This is a genomic window from Massilia aerilata (assembly GCF_042656905.1).
GTDB classification, from domain to species: Bacteria; Pseudomonadota; Gammaproteobacteria; order Burkholderiales; family Burkholderiaceae_D; genus Telluria; species Telluria aerilata.
On sequence record NZ_JBHSMZ010000001.1, the window covers coordinates 402646 to 422657 of the forward strand.

General features: G+C 64.9%; 17 protein-coding genes and 1 tRNA gene. 5 read left to right on the top strand and 13 right to left on the bottom strand.

What is annotated here, in order from left to right; genetic code table 11:
* Positions 1–103: 103 nt before the first annotated feature.
* The 5 genes from ACFPO9_RS01760 to ACFPO9_RS01780 form a co-directional block, all read right to left on the bottom strand.
* A tRNA-Val gene (locus tag ACFPO9_RS01760) sits at positions 104–178 on the bottom strand.
* 69 nt (positions 179–247) lie between these two features.
* Complete coding sequence (gene dnaQ / locus ACFPO9_RS01765) at positions 248–955, bottom strand: DNA polymerase III subunit epsilon (RefSeq protein WP_379766139.1); 708 nt, start codon at positions 953–955, stop codon at positions 248–250.
* 62 nt (positions 956–1017) lie between these two features.
* The gene (locus ACFPO9_RS01770) at positions 1018–3396 is read right to left on the bottom strand and encodes a flagellar protein FliT (RefSeq protein ID WP_379766142.1); all 2379 of its coding nucleotides are present in this window, start codon (positions 3394–3396) and stop codon (positions 1018–1020) included.
* 117 nt (positions 3397–3513) lie between these two features.
* On the bottom strand, positions 3514–3954 hold the full coding sequence (rnhA, locus tag ACFPO9_RS01775) for a ribonuclease HI (RefSeq protein WP_230022573.1): 441 nt from the start codon (positions 3952–3954) through the stop codon (positions 3514–3516).
* Positions 3955–3962: 8 nt separating this feature from the next.
* Entirely contained in the window at positions 3963–4748 is a 786-nt protein-coding gene (locus ACFPO9_RS01780; protein WP_379766146.1) for a class I SAM-dependent methyltransferase, read from the bottom strand.
* Positions 4749–4781: 33 nt separating this feature from the next.
* Between ACFPO9_RS01780 and gloB the strand changes: the two genes are divergently transcribed.
* Entirely contained in the window at positions 4782–5588 is an 807-nt protein-coding gene (gene gloB / locus ACFPO9_RS01785; RefSeq protein WP_379766149.1) for a hydroxyacylglutathione hydrolase, read from the top strand.
* A gap of 91 nt (positions 5589–5679) precedes the next feature.
* Here the strand turns inward: gloB and aceB are convergent, their stop codons facing one another.
* Positions 5680–7269 (bottom strand): malate synthase A, encoded by a 1590-nt coding sequence (gene aceB / locus ACFPO9_RS01790; RefSeq protein ID WP_379766152.1) that lies wholly within the window; start codon positions 7267–7269, stop codon positions 5680–5682.
* A 171-nt stretch (positions 7270–7440) separates the two neighbouring features.
* Here aceB and ACFPO9_RS01795 point away from each other — a divergent pair, with 171 nt between their 5' ends.
* Positions 7441–8343, top strand: a complete 903-nt coding sequence (locus ACFPO9_RS01795) for a LysR family transcriptional regulator (RefSeq protein WP_379766155.1) — start codon at positions 7441–7443, stop codon at positions 8341–8343.
* Between the two features lie 76 nt (positions 8344–8419).
* On the opposite strand, the gene ACFPO9_RS01800 is transcribed toward ACFPO9_RS01795, so the two are convergent.
* From ACFPO9_RS01800 to ACFPO9_RS01815, 4 genes are all read right to left on the bottom strand, one after another.
* Positions 8420–8623, bottom strand: a complete 204-nt coding sequence (locus ACFPO9_RS01800) for a cold-shock protein (RefSeq protein WP_182988379.1) — start codon at positions 8621–8623, stop codon at positions 8420–8422.
* Positions 8624–8919: 296 nt separating this feature from the next.
* Positions 8920–9300: an Hpt domain-containing protein gene (locus tag ACFPO9_RS01805; protein WP_379766159.1), complete on the bottom strand. Its 381-nt coding sequence runs from the start codon at positions 9298–9300 to the stop codon at positions 8920–8922.
* The gene (gene upp / locus ACFPO9_RS01810) at positions 9301–9951 is read right to left on the bottom strand and encodes a uracil phosphoribosyltransferase (RefSeq protein WP_379766162.1); all 651 of its coding nucleotides are present in this window, start codon (positions 9949–9951) and stop codon (positions 9301–9303) included.
* A 74-nt stretch (positions 9952–10025) separates the two neighbouring features.
* Entirely contained in the window at positions 10026–11741 is a 1716-nt protein-coding gene (locus tag ACFPO9_RS01815; protein WP_379766165.1) for an isovaleryl-CoA dehydrogenase, read from the bottom strand.
* Between the two features lie 334 nt (positions 11742–12075).
* Between ACFPO9_RS01815 and ACFPO9_RS01820 the strand changes: the two genes are divergently transcribed.
* On the top strand, positions 12076–13842 hold the full coding sequence (locus ACFPO9_RS01820; protein WP_379766168.1) for a putative bifunctional diguanylate cyclase/phosphodiesterase: 1767 nt from the start codon (positions 12076–12078) through the stop codon (positions 13840–13842).
* Positions 13839–15329, top strand: a complete 1491-nt coding sequence (locus ACFPO9_RS01825; RefSeq protein ID WP_379766171.1) for an HDOD domain-containing protein — start codon at positions 13839–13841, stop codon at positions 15327–15329. Before ACFPO9_RS01820 ends, ACFPO9_RS01825 begins: the two co-directional genes overlap by 4 nt.
* A gap of 169 nt (positions 15330–15498) precedes the next feature.
* Here the strand turns inward: ACFPO9_RS01825 and ACFPO9_RS01830 are convergent, their stop codons facing one another.
* Both ACFPO9_RS01830 and aroC read right to left on the bottom strand, forming a co-directional pair.
* Positions 15499–15708, bottom strand: coding sequence for an MFS transporter (locus ACFPO9_RS01830; protein ID WP_379766174.1), 210 nt, complete (start codon positions 15706–15708; stop codon positions 15499–15501).
* Positions 15709–15837: 129 nt separating this feature from the next.
* On the bottom strand, positions 15838–16929 hold the full coding sequence (aroC, locus tag ACFPO9_RS01835) for a chorismate synthase (protein ID WP_379766176.1): 1092 nt from the start codon (positions 16927–16929) through the stop codon (positions 15838–15840).
* A gap of 175 nt (positions 16930–17104) precedes the next feature.
* Between aroC and ACFPO9_RS01840 the strand changes: the two genes are divergently transcribed.
* Complete coding sequence (locus tag ACFPO9_RS01840) at positions 17105–19366, top strand: putative bifunctional diguanylate cyclase/phosphodiesterase (protein ID WP_379766179.1); 2262 nt, start codon at positions 17105–17107, stop codon at positions 19364–19366.
* 145 nt (positions 19367–19511) lie between these two features.
* On the opposite strand, the gene ACFPO9_RS01845 is transcribed toward ACFPO9_RS01840, so the two are convergent.
* Positions 19512–19964 (bottom strand): CBS domain-containing protein, encoded by a 453-nt coding sequence (locus tag ACFPO9_RS01845; protein ID WP_230022542.1) that lies wholly within the window; start codon positions 19962–19964, stop codon positions 19512–19514.
* Positions 19965–20012: the final 48 nt, after the last annotated feature.

Consider the following 20012-nt stretch of genomic DNA (forward strand, 5'->3'; position numbering starts at 1 on the left):
TTGAACGTTCGCGCACCCACATACAAGCAGCGTCGGGCCCGCAACTGACAGGCGCAACAAAAACAAAAAAGCCAGCAAATCCGCTGGCTTTTTCGATGAATCCTGGTGGGAAGTGCAAGTTTCGAACTTGCGACCCCTGCAGTGTGAATGCAGTGCTCTACCCCTGAGCTAACCTCCCTGTTTTACTGCTTTTGCTGCGATTGCGTCGCTGCAATGACGAGCATTATAGGGGGGGTTTTGCGTTTTGTCACCCCTGCGGAGAATATTTTCTCCAAACACACTCCCCTTTCACGCCTTTGTCGAGCGCGGCCAGCACCGCATCGTGCTCCGCGAGTTCGTCGGCGGCCGCCGAAACGACGATGATCTCGCCCAGCGGCACGGCTTCCAGCAGCGCACCGCCACCCGCCTCTTCGACCTCGACATCCATCGACAGCATGTTCTGCCCGCGCGTCATCGCCAGGTAGACGTCGGCCAGCAGCTCCGAGTCCAGCAGTGCGCCGTGCAGCTTGCGGTGGGCGTTCGAGATGCCGTAGCGGTCGCACAGCGCGTCCAGCGAGTTGCGCTTGCCCGGGTGCAGTTCCTTCGCGTTTACCAGGGTATCGATCACATTGCTGCAATGGCTGACGAAAGGCGGCAGGCCCAGGCGTTCGAACTCGTGGTTCAGGAAGCCGAGGTCGAAGGGCGCGTTGTGGATGATGACTTCCGCATCCTGGACGAAGGCGCGCAGTTCTTCGGCGATCTCGTGGAACTTCGGTTTGTCGCTCAGGAACTCGGTGGTCAGGCCGTGCACCGCCAGCGCCGCTTCGTCCGAATCGCGCTCGGGATTGATGTAGCGATGGAAGTTGTTGCCGGTCAGCTTGCGGTTGAAGATTTCAACGCAGCCGATTTCGATGACGCGGTCGCCCGTGCGTGGGTTGAGGCCGGTGGTTTCGGTGTCGAGGACGATCTGGCGCATGCGTTGAGACGATCAAAAAGGGGAAACAAAGATCCCTAGTATACCGCAGCCGCAGCGTAAGGCTACATCGGCTCGCCGCCCAGCGACGACCCTTCTTCGAGGCCGGTCTTCGAGAGTTCATCGACCAGGGGCAGGAGGATGGGCGCCATGCGCTCCGAGATCAGGCGTACCAGGCTTTCCTTGTCGGCCATCGTCAGCTCCGGCGTCGCACCGGACACTTCCGTCGCTCCCTCGTTCGGTTCCGCCAGTATCGCCACGCCGATGAACACCAGGGCGAGCTTGAACCTGTTTTCGAGGATGAGCTTGTCCGTATTCGAGTTCTGGACCTCGTTGATGAGGTACAGGTTGTCCATGTTTACATAAAAGTCGTACGAACCGTCGCCGGCGCCAACTACACGCAGCGCGGCGTAATCGTGGAATTCATGATCGGCCCAGTTCTGCCGCCTGACCTCGATAATATGGGGCAGCGCCAGGCCCGGCGGCGGCCTCCCCTTCCCCGCGCCTTGATTCGGGTTCTTTTTCTTTTCGCCGCTCGACCCGCCCGCTTGTGCTTCCTGCGGAACAAAGGGAATGGTCTGCGCCCAAAAGCTCACGCTCAATGGCTCCGGCATCGTGTCATCGCCGAGCGTGCACGTGAAGGTCAACAAGCAATCGACCGGAAAATCCTCGGGGATCGAGAGATTCAGGGTCCAGATGCCCTCGAAAGGATTGACCCGTTTGTGCCAATGGTGGTCCGTGGTCGACGCCAGCACGAAACTGCCCTGGTCCGCCGCCCTGACCAGATAGTCGTTCGGCGCGTCCGTCACCAGCTGGATGCGCGCGGTACGGCCGACTTCGACGCGGCGCGGCGTGTGCGCCGAATTCGGCCTTAGCAACTCGAGGAAACTCGGAATGTAGCGCGGCTCGAAGGCTTGCCTCCCTTCGCTGCTGCCGGCGCGGGAAGAGAACGGGTTCAGGATCTTTTCTCCGGTAATGAGCAGCTTGGACAGGACCGGCGATTTCCGGACGATCGAGTTGAAGATTTCCTGCGCCTGCTTGTTGTCCCCGATCTTCGCACTCAACTCTTCCTGGCGCCGTTTCTGGCGCAGTTCCTGGAGCGCGTCATTGTCTCGTATCAGTTCGGATAAGGCCTCCTCGAGCTCCTTGGTCAGGTTGCTGGTGACCAGGCGATCCCTGCTCGGCATAAAGATTTGCTCCACCGCGCGGGCGGAAATTGCCGAGCAATCGACGACCACGATCAGGGAGCGGGCGAGGTAATCCATCCCGACGTGCTTGCGCTGGAAGAATGTCCTGGGGAAGGCGCCATGCGTCTGGCCGTTGATCGTGAACAGGATGCCGTCGCCGCCGGTGTACCGGCGCGGATTGATATCCTTTTTCAAGGCAAAAATCCGTAGCTTGAAGTCGCCGGCCGCCGTCGTAAACGTACTGCCGACCGGGAAACCGGGCTCGATATTCTGATCGCCGTCTTCGGTCAGCCGTAATTCCAGGCCGTTCAGCGTCGTCTCGAGCGTGTGGCCTTCGTACGCGCGCCGCTCGTAGAGGCGAACCGGAAACACCGGCTCGACCAGCAGGGCCGAAAGGCGGTACTTCATGTCGAACTGCAGATTGGTGCTCAGCGCCGGAGCGACATTGTATTCATAGAGCTTGACATAGGTCCCGTGCCACATCGGCCGCCCGAACGCACTGGTCTTAGTCGGCAGGACCGGCAGTGAGGACGCGGCAAACCGGATGACATCTCCACCCGGCGCCAGACAGCGGATGACGCTGCTGCGGCGCCGCGAATGCTCGTCCGGCTCGAAGCGGCGGGTGATGGTAAATGCCCATTGGCCGTCGGCGCCGGCGATCGAAGGGTCGCGCTTGCTCAGGATGAGCTGGATACAGTGCTCGCCGCAAAATCTGAGTGCGCCGGTCGATCCCTGGTTGAATTTTCCTTGCACGAAAGGGACGGTCAGCTTGTTCGACTTTGCCAGCGAAAGAAAGGTATCGAAAAACTCCCCGCCATTCTGCCCTTCGCCGAAGTCGAAGATGGCGTAGCTCGGCCCCTGCTTCGCGCCGGTCGCGACCACGCCGCAGGTCCGTTCCGCCAGCGCGCTTCTTTCCTGGCTGCTGATGCCGCTCAGGTGGTTCTTTCCCAGCTTGAAGTATCGATGCAAGGCTTCCTTGATCGACTTCGGCACCCTGCTCCGGCTCCCTGCCGGGTCCAGCCCTTCGCGCCGGCAGCAGGCCATCAAGATGCTGTCGTGCGCATTGACGATCTTCTCGACCAGCGCCGCCTCGGCCTGGCCCTGCTGATTACCGATGATGCTCCAGTTGTTGTCGTTGTTCCCGTAGTCCGTCCACGCCTTGGCGTCATGCCACAAGTGGTTCCGCTCAAGGATCGCGATGACTTGGGCCTCGGAATCGGCCTTCAACAACTGCAAGCACATGGTCATCGGGTTCATATGCCACCCCACTTCCGGTCCTGGCTCGCTGTTTATTGACAAACTGTCCTGGCGAAAGTTCCAGGATTCGGAAGCCGACGTACATGCCTGCCGGCGACGCGGCGCCGACGGATCCTGTCAACGCTTGACCGAAGCCGCGCCCATGTTGGCCAGGCCGTCCGCGCGCTCGTTGCCCGGATGGCCGTTGTGCCCGCGCACCCAGCGCCATTCGACCGCGTGCTGCTGCTGGGCGGCGTCGAGGGCCTTCCACAAATCTTCGTTCTTGACCGGTTCCTTGGTCGAGGTCTTCCAGCCGCGCGCCTTCCAGCCGTGGATCCACTCGGAGATGCCCTTCTGCACGTACTGGCTGTCGGTATGCAGCACCACGTGGCAGGGACGGTTCAGCACGGTCAGCGCCTCGATCACGGCGCGCAGCTCCATGCGGTTATTGGTGGTGTTCGGCTCGCCGCCGAAGATTTCCTTTTCGTGCTCACCGGCCACGAGCAGCGCGCCCCATCCGCCGGTGCCCGGATTTCCCTTGCAGGCCCCGTCGGTAAAAATCTCTACTTTGGTCGTCATGCTCTCTTCTACTTGTTGCGTTCGTTGCGGTTGGTTGCCGGCACCGCCTTCGGCGCCTTGCCCGGTTTCTTGTTCCAGGCCGGTCCGATGATGTTCATTCCCTTGACGCGCTTGATCGCATGCACGATGTAGACGGCGCCCAGGTAGGGCCACCAGCGCTGCCCTGCGCCTTCGACGAAATCGAAGCGGTTCAGCCACTGGGTGGTGCGGAAAGGCGGCGCATAGCAGCCGAAGTGGCTGCGCGTAGCGCCGAGATTCAACAATTTTAACCAGTCTTTCAGCCGCGGCAAAGAGATGAACTCCCCCGCGGTCGGCAGGTAGGCGCTGCTGGTGATGCGCCCCATGCCCTGGCGCACGCCCCACATGCTGGCAGGATTGAAGCCGCAGATGATCAATTGCCCCTCGGGTATCAGGACCCGCTCGACCTCGCGCAGCACCTGGTGCGGCTCGGCCGCGAACTCCAGCACGTGCGGCAGCACCACCAGGTCCAGGCTCTGGGAGGCGAAGGGCAGCTCGGCAAAGTCGAGCGCCACCGCGATCTGCTTGCCGCCGGCGGCGATCGACAGTTCGCTGGCGGTCGAGGTGCGGGTGGCGGCCTGCCACTTGTTCGGCATGCGGTTGGCGGCCAGCGCATCGATCTGCGGCACGCCGATCTGCACGGCGTTGAAGCCGAAGATATCGGCCGTGAGCTCGTCCAGGCAGGCCTGTTCCCAGGCGCGCACGTAGGCGCCGGCCGGGGATTGCAGCCATCGGTCGAGCGCTATAATGGATTTTTCGGATACCGCGCTATCCATGCCACCCCTTTTTGCTTACGCATCTTTCAGCCCATGACGAATTCGCCAAGCAGCGCCAACACCCTGAGCGTTCTCACCGTACCCGCCTTCAAGGACAATTACCTCTGGCTCATCCACGACGGCATCCATGCGGCTGCGGTCGACCCGGGCGATGGACAGCCCATCCTCGATGCCTTGCGGGCGAATGGATTGACCCTCACCGCCATTCTACTCACCCATCACCATGCTGACCATATCGGTGGCGTGCCTCAATTGCTCAGCGAGTATAAGGTGCCGGTATTCGGACCGCGTCATGACAATATTGCCGCCGTGACCCATCCGCTGGGCGAAGGCGAGCGCGTGCAGGTGCCGGGCCTGGCGCTGGAACTGTCGGTGCTGGACGTGCCCGGCCATACGCGGGGGCATATCGCCTATGTGCGGGAGACGCCGGGCGAGCACTGGCTGTTCTGCGGCGACACCCTGTTCGGCGCCGGCTGCGGCCGCCTGTTCGAGGGCACGCCCGCGCAGATGGCGGCTTCGCTGGGCAAACTGGCGGCCCTGCCCGACGATACCCTGGTCTATTGCGCCCACGAATACACGCTGTCCAACCTGCGCTTCGCGGAAGCGGTCGAGCCCGGCAACCGGGCGCTGCGGATGCGTCTCGAGGCGGACAGCAAGGCGCGCGGGACCAATCTGCCGACCATTCCTTCGAACATCGCTATCGAAAAGGCGACCAATCCCTTCCTGCGCGCCGGCGAGCCGGGAATCGTGGACAGTCTGGTGGCGGCGGGACGATTGGCGCGGGGGGCGTCCAAGGTGGAGGCGTTTGCGGCCTTGCGGGAGTGGAAGAACGTGTTTTAACGGATCGAGACCCCAATCCGTGGGCACGGGGTGCCCACCCTACGTGGGACGAAAATATCGTAGGGTGGGCACCCCGTGCCCACCAAAAGACTCAGATCTCTTCGTACAGCGGCAAGGTCAGGAACTCCGCAAACGCTTCCGACGTCGACATCTTCTCGAAAATCTCCGCCGCCCGCGCATAGGTCGGGTTGTCACCGTTCGGCGCCACCTCTTTCACCTTGGCCAGTTCCTCAGGAATCATTGCCCGCACCATGTCGGCCGTCACCTTGCGGCCGTCGTCCAGCACGCCCTTCGGCGAGCGGATCCACTGCCAGACCTGCGAACGGCTGATCTCGGCGGTGGCGGCGTCTTCCATCAGGTTGTGGATCGGCACGCAGCCGTTGCCGGCCAGCCAGGCGCCCAGGTAGTGGATGCCGACGTTGATGTTGTAGCGCAGTCCGGCCTCGGTGATCGGCGCTTCCGGCTTGAAGTCGAGCAGCTGGGCCGCGCTCACCTCGACGTCCGGACGCTGCTTGTCGAACTGGTTGGGGCGCTCGCCCAGCACCTTCTTGAATTCGGTCATCGCCGGCTCGACCAGGCCCGGGTGGGCGACCCAGCCGCCGTCGTAGCCGTCATTGGCGTCGCGCGACTTGTCGCCGATGACGCCGGCCATCGCGGTAGCGTTCTTTTCCGGATCGTTCTTGATCGGGATGAGTGCCGACATGCCGCCGATCGCCGGCGCGCCCCGCTTGTGGCAGGTCTTCAGCAGCAACAGCGCGTAGGCGCGCATGAAGGGCGCCGTCATCGTCACCTTCGGACGGTCGGCCAGGCAGAAGTCCTTGTCGAGCTTGAATTTCTTGATGCAGGAGAAGATGTAATCCCAACGGCCCGCGTTCAGGCCGGCGCTGTGCTCGCGCAGCTCGTACAGGATCTCGTCCATCTCGAAGGCGGCCAGGATGGTTTCGATCAGCACGGTGGCCTTGATCGTGCCCTGCGGCAGGCCGAGTTCGTTTTGCGTCATCACGAAGATGTCGTTCCACAGGCGCGCTTCCAGGTGCGATTCCATCTTCGGCAGGTAGAAGTAGGGACCGGCGCCGCGCGCCAGCTGCTCCCTGGCGTTGTGGAACATGAACAGGGCGAAGTCGAAGATGCCGCCGGAGACGCGCTTGCCGTCCACCAGCACGTGCTTCTCGTCCAGGTGCCAGCCGCGCGGACGCACGACCAGGGTCGCGACCTTGTCGTTCAGCTTGTACTGCTTGCCGTTCTGCTCCAGCGAGATGGTCTTGCGCACGGCGTCGCGCATGTTCAGCTGGCCGGTGATCTGGTTGTCCCAGTTCGGGGTGTTCGAATCCTCGAAGTCGGTCATGTAGCTGTCCGCGCCCGAGTTCAGGGCGTTGATCACCATCTTGCGCTCGACCGGGCCGGTGATTTCCACGCGGCGGCATTCCAGCGCCTGCGGAATCGGGGCGATCTTCCAGTCGCCGTTGCGGATGTGGACGGTCTCGGACAGGAAGTCCGGGCGCTCGCCGGCATCCAGTTTCCTGGCGCGCTCGACGCGGGCGGCCAGCAGCTGCTGGCGGCGCGGCTCGAATTCGCGGCTGAGCTTGGCCACGAGGGCGAGCGCCTCGGGCGTCAGGATCTGTTCGTAGCCGGGCTTGATCTCGGCGCGGATTTCCATTCCGGACGGGGTGGCAATGGTCATGACGTACTCCTCTTAAGTATGAAAACTCGGCGCCGCCAAGGGCAACAGCGGTCTTGGCGTTTGCTATCTCGTCAAGTATATTCACTCAAGCGTCATTAAACGAGACAAAAAATACATTCATCTATGCGTTTTTGTCACAGCTGAGGATCAGAACAGGAGCAAACGCCGCGCATGGGACATTTCCGCCAGATTTCCACCTTCGTCGAGGTCGTCGCCCGCGGCAGCCTGTCCGCCGCGGCGCGCGCCGAGGGTATCGCGCCGGCCATGATCGGGCGCCGCCTCGATGCCCTGGAAACCCGTCTTGGCGTCAAGTTGCTGCAGCGGACCACGCGCAAGCTGGTCCTCACCGACGAGGGCGCCACCTTCCTCGAGGATTGCCAGCGTATCCTGGTCGAGCTGGAAGAAGCGGAATCGGCCGTCTCCGAGCGCAGCGCGCGCGCCACCGGGCACCTGCTGGTGTCGGCCCCTGCGGGCTTCGGGCGCCAGCACGTGGCGCCGCTGGTGCCGTCCTTCTTGCTGGAACACCGCGATGTCACCCTCAACCTGAACCTGAACGACCGCCTGGTCGACGTCATCGGCGAAGGCGTGGACGTGGCGATCCGCATCGCCAGCCTGTCGGATTCGAATCTGGTCGGCGTGAAGCTGGCCGACAACCACCGCGTGGTGGTGGGTGCGCCCGCCTACCTGAAGCGCCATGGCAGCCCGCAGACGCTCGCGGACCTTGCGCGCCACAACTGCCTGCCGATCAGCAGCGAAGGCAGCCAGCGCGGCTGGACCTTCCGCGACGGCGGCAAGATCGTGACCCGGAAGGTGGGCGGGAACATGGTCTGCAACGACGGCGCGGTGCTGCATGACTGGGCGCTGGCCGGACGCGGCCTGGCCTGGCGCTCGATGTGGGAAGTGGGACCGGAAATCGCGGCCGGCCGCCTGGTGCCGGTGCTGGAGCAATATGCGGCGCCGGGCAACGACATTTACGCGGTATTCGCACAACGCCGGCACCTGCCGCTGCGAATCCGCAGTTTCGTCGATTTTCTACGGCATGCCTATTCGCAACCCGATTATTGGCGGAATTAAAAAGAAATACGACAGGCAAAAAAAATCCCCGGACATGCCGAGGATTTTTTGCGACATCAGCGACTAATCGTGACGATTAGATCGGCTGGATGTTCGATGCTTGCTTGCCCTTCGGACCCGAGGTCACGTCGAACGAAACACGCTGATTCTCTTGCAGCGACTTGAAGCCTTGGGATTGGATCGCCGAGAAGTGAGCGAACAGATCTTCGCCGCCTTCGTCCGGGGTGATGAAGCCGAAGCCCTTGGAGTCATTGAACCATTTAACGATGCCAGTTGCCATTACTATTTCCTATTTCAGTTGAAGTGGGCTTGCGCCCGTTTACGATCGTTTGAAGAAGCAAGAAACAAATGACAGACTAACTGCACTGCAACCGCGAATCCAACGATCCCACATTATACCGAATAAACCAAAAAATACACGGTTTTCGCAAAATAAAATCCACAGCTCGTAACATTCCTAAAACCAACTTTTACGAGCCCTTATTTTGCGTCGGTGGTAAGCAGAATATAGATTATCGAAACTTAGCAAGTTTGTCATACATCAAACGACTTCAAAACAATGTTTTTGTCGAAGGTCTAGATGGCGGACTCGTCATTGGGGTAGGCATCCTTCGGGTCGCGCAGTGCCCAGGCCACGAACATGTCCAGCTCGGCCAGCCAGGCCGCCCATTCTTCCGGGGCGACGGCGTCGAAGGTCATCAGCACCCGCAGGCGCTGCTCGATATTCCGCGCCTGGTGGCCGAGGATGCGGAACCCGAACGTCGCCGAGGAACCCGCCAGCGTGTGCAACACCGCATGCAGCTCCTCCATCAATTCGGGCTGCGGCCGCACAGTGTCGAAAGCGTTGCGCGCAGCCGACACCCGTCCCAGGGTCTGCGGAAGCGACGCCGCGAACCTGTCGTTCAGTTCCGCCAGGCGTTCGAAGAATTCCGCGTCGGCCGCGCTGCCGGTCTGCATTTATTTGGTGCCGAAGATGCGGTCGCCGGCATCGCCCAGCCCAGGGATGATGTAGGCGTGATCGTTCAGGTGGCTGTCCAGCGAGGCGACGTAGAGCTTGACGTTCGGGTGGGACTTCTGGAACACCTCGACGCCTTCCGGCGCCGCCACCAGCGCCAGGAAGATGATCTGCTCGTCCGGCACGCCGCGCTTCTTGAGCACGTCGACGGCATAGACCGCCGAGTTGCCGGTCGCAACCATCGGATCGCAGAGGATGAAGGTACGCTCGGTGGTGTCAGGCAGGCGCACCAGGTACTCTACCGGCTGGTGGGTTTCCGGGTCGCGGAACACGCCGATGTGGCCGACGCGCGCCGACGGCACCAGTTCCAGCAGGCCGTCGCTCATGCCGATGCCGGCGCGCAGGATCGGGACGATGGCCAGCTTCTTGCCGGCGATGATAGGCGCGTCGATGGTCATCAGCGGGGTTTCGATCTCGCGCGTGGTCAGCGGCAGGTCGCGCGTGATCTCGTAGCCCATCAGCAGCGTGATCTCCCTCAGCAGCTCGCGGAAGGTGCGGGTCGAGGTGCCGCGGTCGCGCATGTGCGACAGCTTGTGCTGGATGAGCGGGTGATTCAGGATGTACAGGCTGGGAAAACGCGGGTCTTGTTTCATGTAGGTACTCTATGTAAATGCGGCCAGTGTTGGCGATCAGACCAGCATTATCCCAGCCGCGGGCCAGTTTGTCCCTACCTGGTTGAAGAAATTTCCAGGGCCCGGGCCAGGATCGCGGGCGCGTCGGCCCCATCCGGCAGCCTGCCGAAGGCGCCGCCCACCTCGCGCGCGATGCGCGAGGCCACGAAGGCGTCCGACACGAACACCGGGGCATGGCGCAGCAGCAGGCCGCCCTGCACACCGACCACCAGCCGCTCGGCCAGGCGGCGCGCGCCGAATTCCGACGTGGCCGCCGGGTTCGTCCCGCCTGCGAGCTCTTCCAACAACCGCGCGCACCAGGCGTCGTAGCGCGCATCGATGCCCGCCGCCAGGCCAAGTTCCTGCGCCAGCGCCGCACGCGCTTCCGGCGACTTGCCGAAGGCGCGCAGCACGTCCAGGCACATCACGTTGCCGGAACCTTCCCAGATCGAATTGACCGGGAATTCGCGGTACAGGCGCGCCAGCGGTCCGTCCTCGACATAGCCGTTGCCGCCCATGACTTCCATCGCCTCGGCGCCGAAGGCCGGGCCGCGCTTGCAGAGCCAGTACTTGCCGGCCGGGGTCAGGAGGCGGCCCAGCAGCACTTCAACGGGATCGTCCTGGCGGTCGTAACAACGCGCCAGGCGCAATGCGAAGGCGGTGGCGGCCTCGGATTCCAGCGCCAGGTCGGCCAGCACGTTCTGCATCAGCGGCTGTTCGGCCAGCGGGCGGCCGAAGGCGCTGCGTCCACGCGCGTGGTGCAGCGCGTGGCACAGGGCGGCGCGCATGATGCCGGCCGTGCCCGTCACGCAGTCGAGCCGGGTATGGCTGCCCATCTCGAGGATGGTCGGGATGCCGCGCCCCTCCCTGCCGATCATCCAGCCGATGGCGTCGCAGAACTCGACCTCGGAGGAAGCGTTCGAACGGTTGCCCAGCTTGTTCTTGAGGCGCTGCACGCGGATCGCGTTGCGGCTGCCGTCCGGCAGGAAGCGTGGCACCAAGAAGCAGCTGAGGCCCGCGCTGCCTTCGCTGTCGGTCTGCGCCAGCACCAGGTGGGCGTCGCATTGCGGCGCCGAGAAAAACCATTTGTGACCCACGATCACAAATGCGCCCTCGCCTTCCTCGCCGAAGCGCGCTTTCGCCCGGGCCGGATCGAGCGGCGCGGCGCGGGTCGTGTTGGCGCGCACATCGGTGCCGCCCTGCTTTTCCGTCATGCCCATGCCGACCAGCGCGCCGCGCTTCTGTTCCACCGGCAGCGAGCGCGGATCGTAGTCCCGCGACAGGATCTTCGGCAGCCAGCGCGCCGCGATGGCCGGGTTCTGGCGCAAGGCGGGCACCGAGGCATAGGTCATCGTCACCGGGCATTGCGAGCCGTTCTCGACCTGCCCGAACATCAGGTAGGCGGCGGCGCGCGCGACCTGGGCGCCAGGCTGCATTTGCCCATCCGGCGCTTCCCACGGCAGCGAATGCGCGCCGTTCTCGATCAGCATGCCCATCAGGCGATGCCAGGACGGGTGGAATTCGAGCTCGTCGATGCGCTGCCCGCTGCGGTCGAAGTTCACCAGGCGCGGCGGGAACTCGTTGGCCAGGCGCGCAAGATCCAGGACCTCGCTGCTGCCAAGCCGTTGGCCGAGCGCATCGAGGGTATCGGCGGCCCAGCCGGCGCCTTCGCGCTCCAGGCCCTCGCGCAGCGCGGGATCGCAGCGGAACAGGTTGACGTCGCCGAAGGGCGGCGCCTGGTTGAAGACCTCGTGGGTATCGAATCGGTTCATGGCCGCGTCTCTTTCATGTTGCATCGAAGCATCAGACAATCGAAGGAAAAGTTTCCCAATTGCACTGCATCGGCGACAATGCACCGGCTCGGCATCCGGTTCGCGTTATCGACAAGGCAACAAGGCTAGCGCAAAGCCTTATCCCGGGCAAGCACGACCTGTACGGAATGGCAGCTGCGGGCCGTCAAGGCGGGGCTGAACACGGGGCTCGATTGTGTTTTATAGTGCTCCCGAGAATCTTTCAGTGATACATTTCCAAAGGATTTGATACACTCGTGCGGTTTGCCGCTGCTTCGCGCCGCGGCCAGGATTTAAGAAAGCACCTATTCAAGACATGCGCCCCGGTTCATCAGCAGCAGCGAACGAGGATCCGCGCCATGCGCCGCCGGCCCACGGGCTGGATGCGCTCATGGAAGCGGTGGGCGACATCGCGTTCCACATCGACCCTTCCGGCCTGATCCGCCATGCCAGCAAAGCTGCCGCGCGCCTGCTCGGCGCGGCCGGCGAACTGCGCGGCGCCGCCCTGTCCGCGCTCGCCATCGAGGTCGACCAGCCGGCGCTGCGCAACGCCATCGTCGACGCCACCGTGCGCGCCGAGCCGGTGCTGGTCGAAGCGCGCCTGCTTACCATGGACGCCAGGGCGGGCGACAAGGAGACCTGGTTCGAGCTGCGCGTCAGCCTGCTGGACGGCGGCCCGGAACTGCTGGCGGTCGGCCGCGACATGTCGGCCCAGCGCGCCACCGAGCAGCGCCTGCGCCACATGGCGACCCACGACGCCCTCACCGACCTGCCGAACCGCCTGCTGCTGTCGGACCGCATCCGCATGGTGATCGCCAACGCGCGCCGCTCCGGCCAGGGCTTTTCGATCGCCACCATCGGCCTGGACGGCTTCAAGAAGGTCAACGACGGCCTCGGCCACCCGGTCGGCGACGCCGTGCTGCGCATGGCCGCGGGACGCCTGCGCAAGACCCTGCGCGACAGCGACACCCTGGCCCGCGTCGGCGGCGACGAATTCGTCGCGGTCCTGCCGGGCACCTTCAACGAAGCCCAGATCAAGCTGGTCACCGGACGCCTGCTGGCGGCACTGCAGTCGCCCTTCGAAATCGACAGCCATACGATCTACCTGGGCGCCTCGATCGGCGTCTCGGTGTATCCGGAGCACGCCGAGGACGAGGTGCGCCTGGTGGCGCTGGCCGACAGCGCGATGGGCCGCGCCAAGGAAACCGGCGGCGCCCGCACGGTGGTCCACAAGTGCAGGCAGTCGGGCGACCCGGTCGGCTCGCCCCAGCACGACATCTCGCTCGAAGCGGCGATGTTCCACGCGGTGCGCGAGGGCGAGTTCATGCTGTATTACCAGCCGATCGTCAGCAGCCGCACGCGCCGCATCGAGGGTTTCGAGACCCTGATGCGCTGGAAGCATCCGACCCTGGGCATGGTGCCGCCAGTGCGCTTCATCCCCATCTCCGAGACCAATGGCCTGATCAACATGCTGGGCGCCTGGGCGCTGAAGGCTGCGCTGGTGCAGATCCGCCAGTTCGAGGAAGTCGCCAAGCGCGAGCTCTACATCTCGGTCAACATCAGCCCGCGCCAGTTCCGCAACGACCGCTTCCTGTCGGTGCTGGACGACGCCCTCGCCTTCTCCGGCACGCCCGGCGACAAGCTGGTGCTCGAGATCACCGAGGGCACGCTGATGGTCGACCCGGCGCATGCCGAGAGCATCCTCGGCAAGATGGCCGAGCGCCGCGCGCGCATCGCGATCGACGATTTCGGCACCGGCTACTCCTCGCTGGCCTACCTGAAGCGCTTCCCGATCTCGGTGTTGAAGATCGACCGCGCCTTCATCAAGGACCTGCCGGCCTCCGCCAAGGATGCGGCGATCTGCAACGCCGTGCTCGACCTGGCCAAGCACCTCGACCTGTCGGTGGTGGCGGAAGGCGTCGAGACCGAAGAACAACTCAGCTACGTGGAATCGCGCGGCTGCGACTACGTGCAGGGCTACCTGACCGGCAAGCCGATGCCGGCCCACGTCGCCATGGCGGCGCTGAAGGAAGACCTGTACACCGAACTGCTCCCGAACGAACTGCGGGCGGGCCATTTATGAATCAGACCCTGAATTACGAACGCTCGCCGAAAGCCGACGCCACCCTCGCCCTGCTGTGGGAACGCATCCGCCGCCGCGGCGACATGCCCGGCTTCACCCGCGCCATCAACGCCATCCTGGCCTCGATGCGCGGCGAGGACGAGCGCGACTTCTCCATGACCCAGACGGTGCTGTCCGATCCGGTCCTGACCCAGAAGGTGCTGCGCCTGGCGAACAGCGGCATGTACTCGGCCTTCGGCCAGCGCATCAATACCGTGTCGAAGGCCGTGCTGGTGCTTGGCACCGAGGCGATCGGCCACCTGGCCCTGGGGCTGAAGCTGATCGAGGAGCTGAGCAAGTCGACGCCGGATTCGCTGCAGGCCCACATCGAAATGGAAAAGGCGGTGCTGGCCGGGATGGTGGCGCAGCAGGTGGCCGCCAGGGCCGACGTGCGCGATCCGGAAGAAGCGGTGGTCTGCTCGATCCTGCATTCGCTGGGCCGCATGATGGTCACCTTCTACCTGCCGGAGCGCTGGACCGTCCTGCAGCAGGCCGCCGCTGAAGGTGCCGAGGACGCCGCCGCGCTCGACCAGCTCGGCCTGAGCCTGGAACAGGTCGGCCGCGCCACCGCCGAGCACTGGGGCCTGCCGCGCAACCTGGTCGCCGGCATGCGCCGCGTCGAACCGGGCGAACGGGGCGAGGCCTTCGCCCACGAAGACTGGCTGGCCGCGCTGGGCACCATGTCCTCGCAATGCGCCGAATCGCTGTGGCACGGCGACGAAGACGCTGCCGCCCAGGTGGCCGAACTGGCCTCGAACTTCGCGCCGATGCTGGGCATCGAAGCCGAAAAACTGGTCGGCGCCATCGAGCAGGCCAAGGTCGAAGCGACCGCCGACCTGTCGATCGCGCCGCTGGCGAATCCGCCGGAGAAGCGCGCCCGCGCCGCCGCCGCGACCCGCATGCGCGACGCCGGCAACAAGATCCTGACATCCGGCGTGGCCGAGATGCGCGGCGCTGCCAACGCCACCCCGGGCCAGATGATGTCGATGGCGATCGAGAGCGCCTACCACGGCCTGTCCTTCACGCGCGCCTTCGGCTTCCTGCGCAGCCGCCGCGAGGGCAAGTACAGCGCCAGGATCAGCCTCGGCGATGGCGCCAAGGCCCTGCAGCCGAACCTGGTCTTCGACGACGCCTACGAGCCCAACGTCTTCTTCGCCGCCCTCGGCAGCGACCGCGTGATCTTCATCGAAAACGCCCGCGACCCGAAATTCGCCAGCAAGCTGCCCGGCTGGTGGAAAGGAAGCCTGGGCTCGGCGCGCTGCTTCGTCATCATCCCGCTGTGCACCAACGGCGAGCCGGTCGGCTTCATCTACGGGGACTGGGACGACCGCTTCCCGTCGGTGTACCTGAGCCAGACGGAGTTTTCGCTGTTGAACGACTTGCGGGCGCTGGTGGTGAAGTCGGTGGAGCGCAGGCAGACGCTGGAAGCTGTGGCAACCCGCGCGTAAAGTCCTTGGCCTATAAGCCCTCGTTCCCGCGAAGGCGGGAATCCAAGTTCGGCGCGCGCGCTTAAATCGTTTTTTGGCCGCTATTCAAGCAAAGTCAGCGCCTTTCCGCAGCCGGCGCGCTCCAGGTACAGCGAGTAGAAGGCATACAGCGAGGTATGCGCGCCGACCATCAGCGCCGACTGCGGCTGTGGTCCGCCACCCAGCCCCACAGGGTCGGCCCGACGATGCGCATCACCTGGACCAGCGACATCAGCACCCCGACTTCGGCGGCGCTCACGCCATGAAAGGCGAAGTACAGCGGGGCGTAGCTGGTGAGGGTGCCCATGAACGCGTAGTACGCGAACAGCAACAGGGCGAAGTTGGCGAGCGGACGATACATATGAAGCGTCGTTCCCGCGCAGGCGGGAACCCAGGTTGGATGCGGGCCGTTAGCGCAATCGACGGCTACGCATGCAAACTTGGGTTCCCGCCTTCGCGGGAACGACGGTCTGGAGGATAACGACGAAGTCTAGATCCGCGGGGTGCCGACCCGCACATCCCCGCACTGCGCCCTATGCATCAACGCATGATCCATCAGCACCAGCGCCAGCATCGCCTCCGCGATCGGCGTCGCGCGGATCCCGACGCAGGGGTCGTGGCGGCCGAAGGTTTCGACCATGGCCGGCTTGCCGTCCTTGTCGATCGAGCGGCGTGGGGTGCGGATCGAGGAAGTCGGTTTGATCGCGATCGAGACCGTGATGTCCTGGCCGGTCGAGATCCCGCCCAGCACGCCGCCGGCATTGTTGCCGACGAAGCCTTCGGGGGTCAGCTCGTCGCCGTGCTCGGAGCCCTTCTGCACCACCGAGTGGAAGCCGGCGCCGATCTCCACGCCCTTTACCGCGTTAATGCCCATCATGGCGTAGGCGATGTCGGCGTCCAGCTTGTCGTAGATCGGCTGGCCGAGGCCCACGGGCACGTTCTTCGCCACCACGTCGATGCGCGCGCCGATCGAATCGCCGGCGCGGCGCAGCTCGTCCATCGCCGCTTCCATGCGCGCGATCAGGGCGGCGTCGGCGGTCGCCGCGAAGAAAGGATTCGCATGCACGTGGTTCCAGGACTCGAACGGGACGTCGATGTCGCCCAGCTGGCGCATGCAGCCCATGAATTCGGTGCCGTAGTGCTCGCGCAACCACTTCTTCGCAATGGCGCCGGCGCCGACCACCGGCGCGGTCAGGCGCGCCGAGGAACGGCCGCCGCCGCGCGGGTCGCGCACGCCGTACTTGTGCCAGTAGGTGTAGTCGGCGTGGCCGGGGCGGAAGGTCTCGGCGATGTTGCCGTAGTCCTTGCTGCGCTGGTCTTCGTTCGGGATCAGCAGCGCGATCGGGGTGCCGGTGGTGACGCCCTCGTAGACGCCGGACAGGATCTGCACGCGGTCGGCTTCCTGGCGCTGGGTCACGTGACGCGAGGTGCCCGGCTTGCGGCGGTCCAGCTCGGGCTGGATGTCGGCCTCGGACAGGGCGATCCCGGGCGGGCAGCCGTCGATGACGCAGCCGATGGCCGGACCGTGCGACTCGCCGAAGGTGGTGACGGAAAACAGCTTGCCAAATGTGTTGCCGGACATGGGTGAGCGCGTGTTGAGTAAACGGAATGATCGATTTTACCAGCAGCGGGTGTCCCGTGCTTGGCGGAGGTTCTGGAACAACGGATCGAATGTTGCCTTGAAGAATTTTTTCCTGACGAGTAGTCAAGTCAGATATACTAACTTCATTGATCCAAGTCAAACCGGAGACGCAGCAATGCCCGCACCGCCCCCAGCGCAGGACGATGAACTGGTCTTCGTCGACGAAGCGCCGGCTCTATCCAGCGGCGCCCCGGACGCAGTCGCAGGCGCATCCGGCGGCGCCTGGCGGGTGATGATCGTCGACGATGACGCCGACGTCCACTCGACCACCACCTTCGCGCTCGGCAGCCTCGAACTGCACGGCCGCCGCCTCGAATTCCTGCACGCCTATTCCGCGGCCGAGGCCAGAGCCCTGCTCGAGGCCGAGAGCGACATCGCGGTGATCCTGCTCGACGTCGTCATGGAAGAAGCGGACGCCGGCCTGCACCTGGTGCGCCACATCCGCGAGACCCTCGGCCTGCACGATACCCGCATCATCCTGCGCACCGGCCAGCCCGGCTACGCGCCGGAGATGGACGCGATCCGCGGCTACGACATCAACGATTACCGCACCAAGTCCGAACTCACGCGCACCAAGCTCTACACCTCGGTGGCCACGGCGATCCGCGCCTACGAACAGATCCGCGCGCTGGAAGCCAGCCGCCGCGGCCTGGCCGAAGTCGTGCGCGCCAACGCCGAGCTGATGGCGCTGCGCTCGATCGGCGGCATGGCGGAAGGCATCCTGCGCGAAGCGGCGCGCCTGATCGGCCAGCCGGCGCCGGGCCTGATGTGCTCCTGCCTCGGCGGCCCCGAAGCGACGGGCTGGGAAGTGCTGGCCGCGTCCGGCGACAAGGCCGCACTGGCGCCGACCGGCGTGCTGGCTGCGGCGCACGACGGCGCCGCGGCCGCGGTCCGCGAGGGCCTGGCCCGGCAGCGCCACGTGTTCGGCGAGCGCCACCTGACCCTCTACTTCGGCGGCAAGGCGCACTGCGACTTCACCGCCTGGATCGAGCTCGAACGCCCGCTCGACCCGCTGCGGCGCGGCCTGCTGGAGCTGTTCGCCTCGAACATCGCGGTCGGCCTCGACAACGTCGCCCTGCTGACCGACCTGCAGCGCGCCGCCTTCTACGACCCGCTGACCGGCCTGCCCAACCGCACCCGCCTGGTCGAACTGATCGACGCCGGCCTGGCGGCAGGCGATGTGCGCCGCGACGAGGTGCTGTGCCTGGTCGACCTCGACCACTTCGCCGAGATCAACGACGCCCTCGGCCACCAGTTCGGCGACGCCCTGCTGGTGGCGGTGGCGCGGCGCCTGCGCGCCCGCGTGCACCCGCGCCTGCAGCTGGCGCGCATCGGCAGCGACATCTTCTGCATCCTCGGCGATGCCTCCCAGGTCGACCCGGAAGGCATTCACGCGCTGTTTTCGGCGCCGTTCTCGATCGAGGGCCAGGACGTGCAGGTGTCCGGCACCCTCGGCCTGGTGCGCCTGCTGGAGCATGACGGCAGCGGCGCGGATGCGATGAAGGACGCCGACATCGCCCTCAAGCGCGCCAAGAGCCGGCAGCGCGGCGGCCATTTCTATTTCTCGCGCGGGATGGGCGTGGAGATCCGCGAACGCGTGCGCCTGATGCACGCGCTGCGCAGCGGCTTCGCGCGCGGCGAACTGTTCCTGGCCTACCAGCCGCAGGTCGAACTGGGCGCCCACCGCCCCTTCGGCGCCGAGGCCCTGCTGCGCTGGCGCACCGAGGACGGGCGCCTGGTCCCGCCCGACCGCTTCATTCCGATCGCCGAGTACTCGGGCCTGATCATCGAGATCGGCGAATGGGTGCTGCGCCAGGCCTGCGCGGAGCTGATGCGCCTGCGCGCGGCCGGCTACCTGGACTTCACGATGTCGGTCAACGTCTCGCAGGTGCAGTTCCGCCACCCGGGCTTCCTCGACATGCTGCGCGGCGCGCTGGCGGACACCGGCGCGCCGCCCGAGCGGGTCGAGCTGGAAATCACGGAATCGATGGCGATGGAAGAGCCGGACCTGCTGATCGAGCGCCTCGCCGCGATCAAGCGCACCGGCGTCTCGATCGCGATCGACGACTTCGGCACCGGCTTCTCGTCGCTGTCCTACCTGCAGCGGCTGCAGGTCGACCGCCTGAAGATCGACCGCACCTTCGTCACCGAAATCACGGGTTCGGCGCGCGGCAGCAGTATTGCGGAAATGGTGATCGAGCTGGGACGCAACCTGGGCCTGTCGATCATCGCCGAGGGCGTGGAGGACGAGCGCCAGGCGCAGATCCTGCAGGCGCTGGGCTGCCCGCTGGCGCAGGGCTTCCTGTTCTCGCGGCCGCTGGCGCCGGAGGCCTTGCTGGAGTGGCTGGGGCAGGATGCGCTGACGCGGGCGGCATAAGCCGTCGTTCCCGCGAAGGCGGGAACCCAAGTTTGCTTACGTGGAGCAGGTATACACCGCCAGTCCGCTACGAACTTGGGTCCCCGCCAAGGCGGCCGCCGAGGCCGGGAACGACGGTGTTCAGTTACGCGGTAACGCCCGACGATCAGTCTTCGGCCACCTGCTCGGCCGGCCAATCCCGAATATAAGCCTTCAGCATCCGGTTCTCGAAACTCTGCGCTTCCAGCACCGCCTTGGCGACGTCATAGAAGGAGATCACACCCAGCAGCGTACGGGCGTTCATCACCGGCAGGTAGCGCGCGTGCTTTTCCAGCATGATGCGGCGCACCTCGTTGACTTCGGTGTCCGGGGTGACGGTGATGGGGCTGTCGTCCATGTGCTTGCGCACCGTGCCGGCGCCGATCGTGCCACCGTGGGCGTTGACCGCCTGGATCACTTCGCGGAAGGTCAGCATGCCGACCAGGTCGCCGTATTCCATCACCACCAGCGAGCCGATGTCGCGGTCCGCCATTGTCGCTGCCGCGTCGGCCAGCTGCGTGTCCGGAGACACCGTGTACAAAATATCGCCCTTCACCTGCAGGATTTCGGATACTTTCATAGCGGTCACCATGTCGTGAGTACGGGGTACGGGAGCGGATGGAACGAG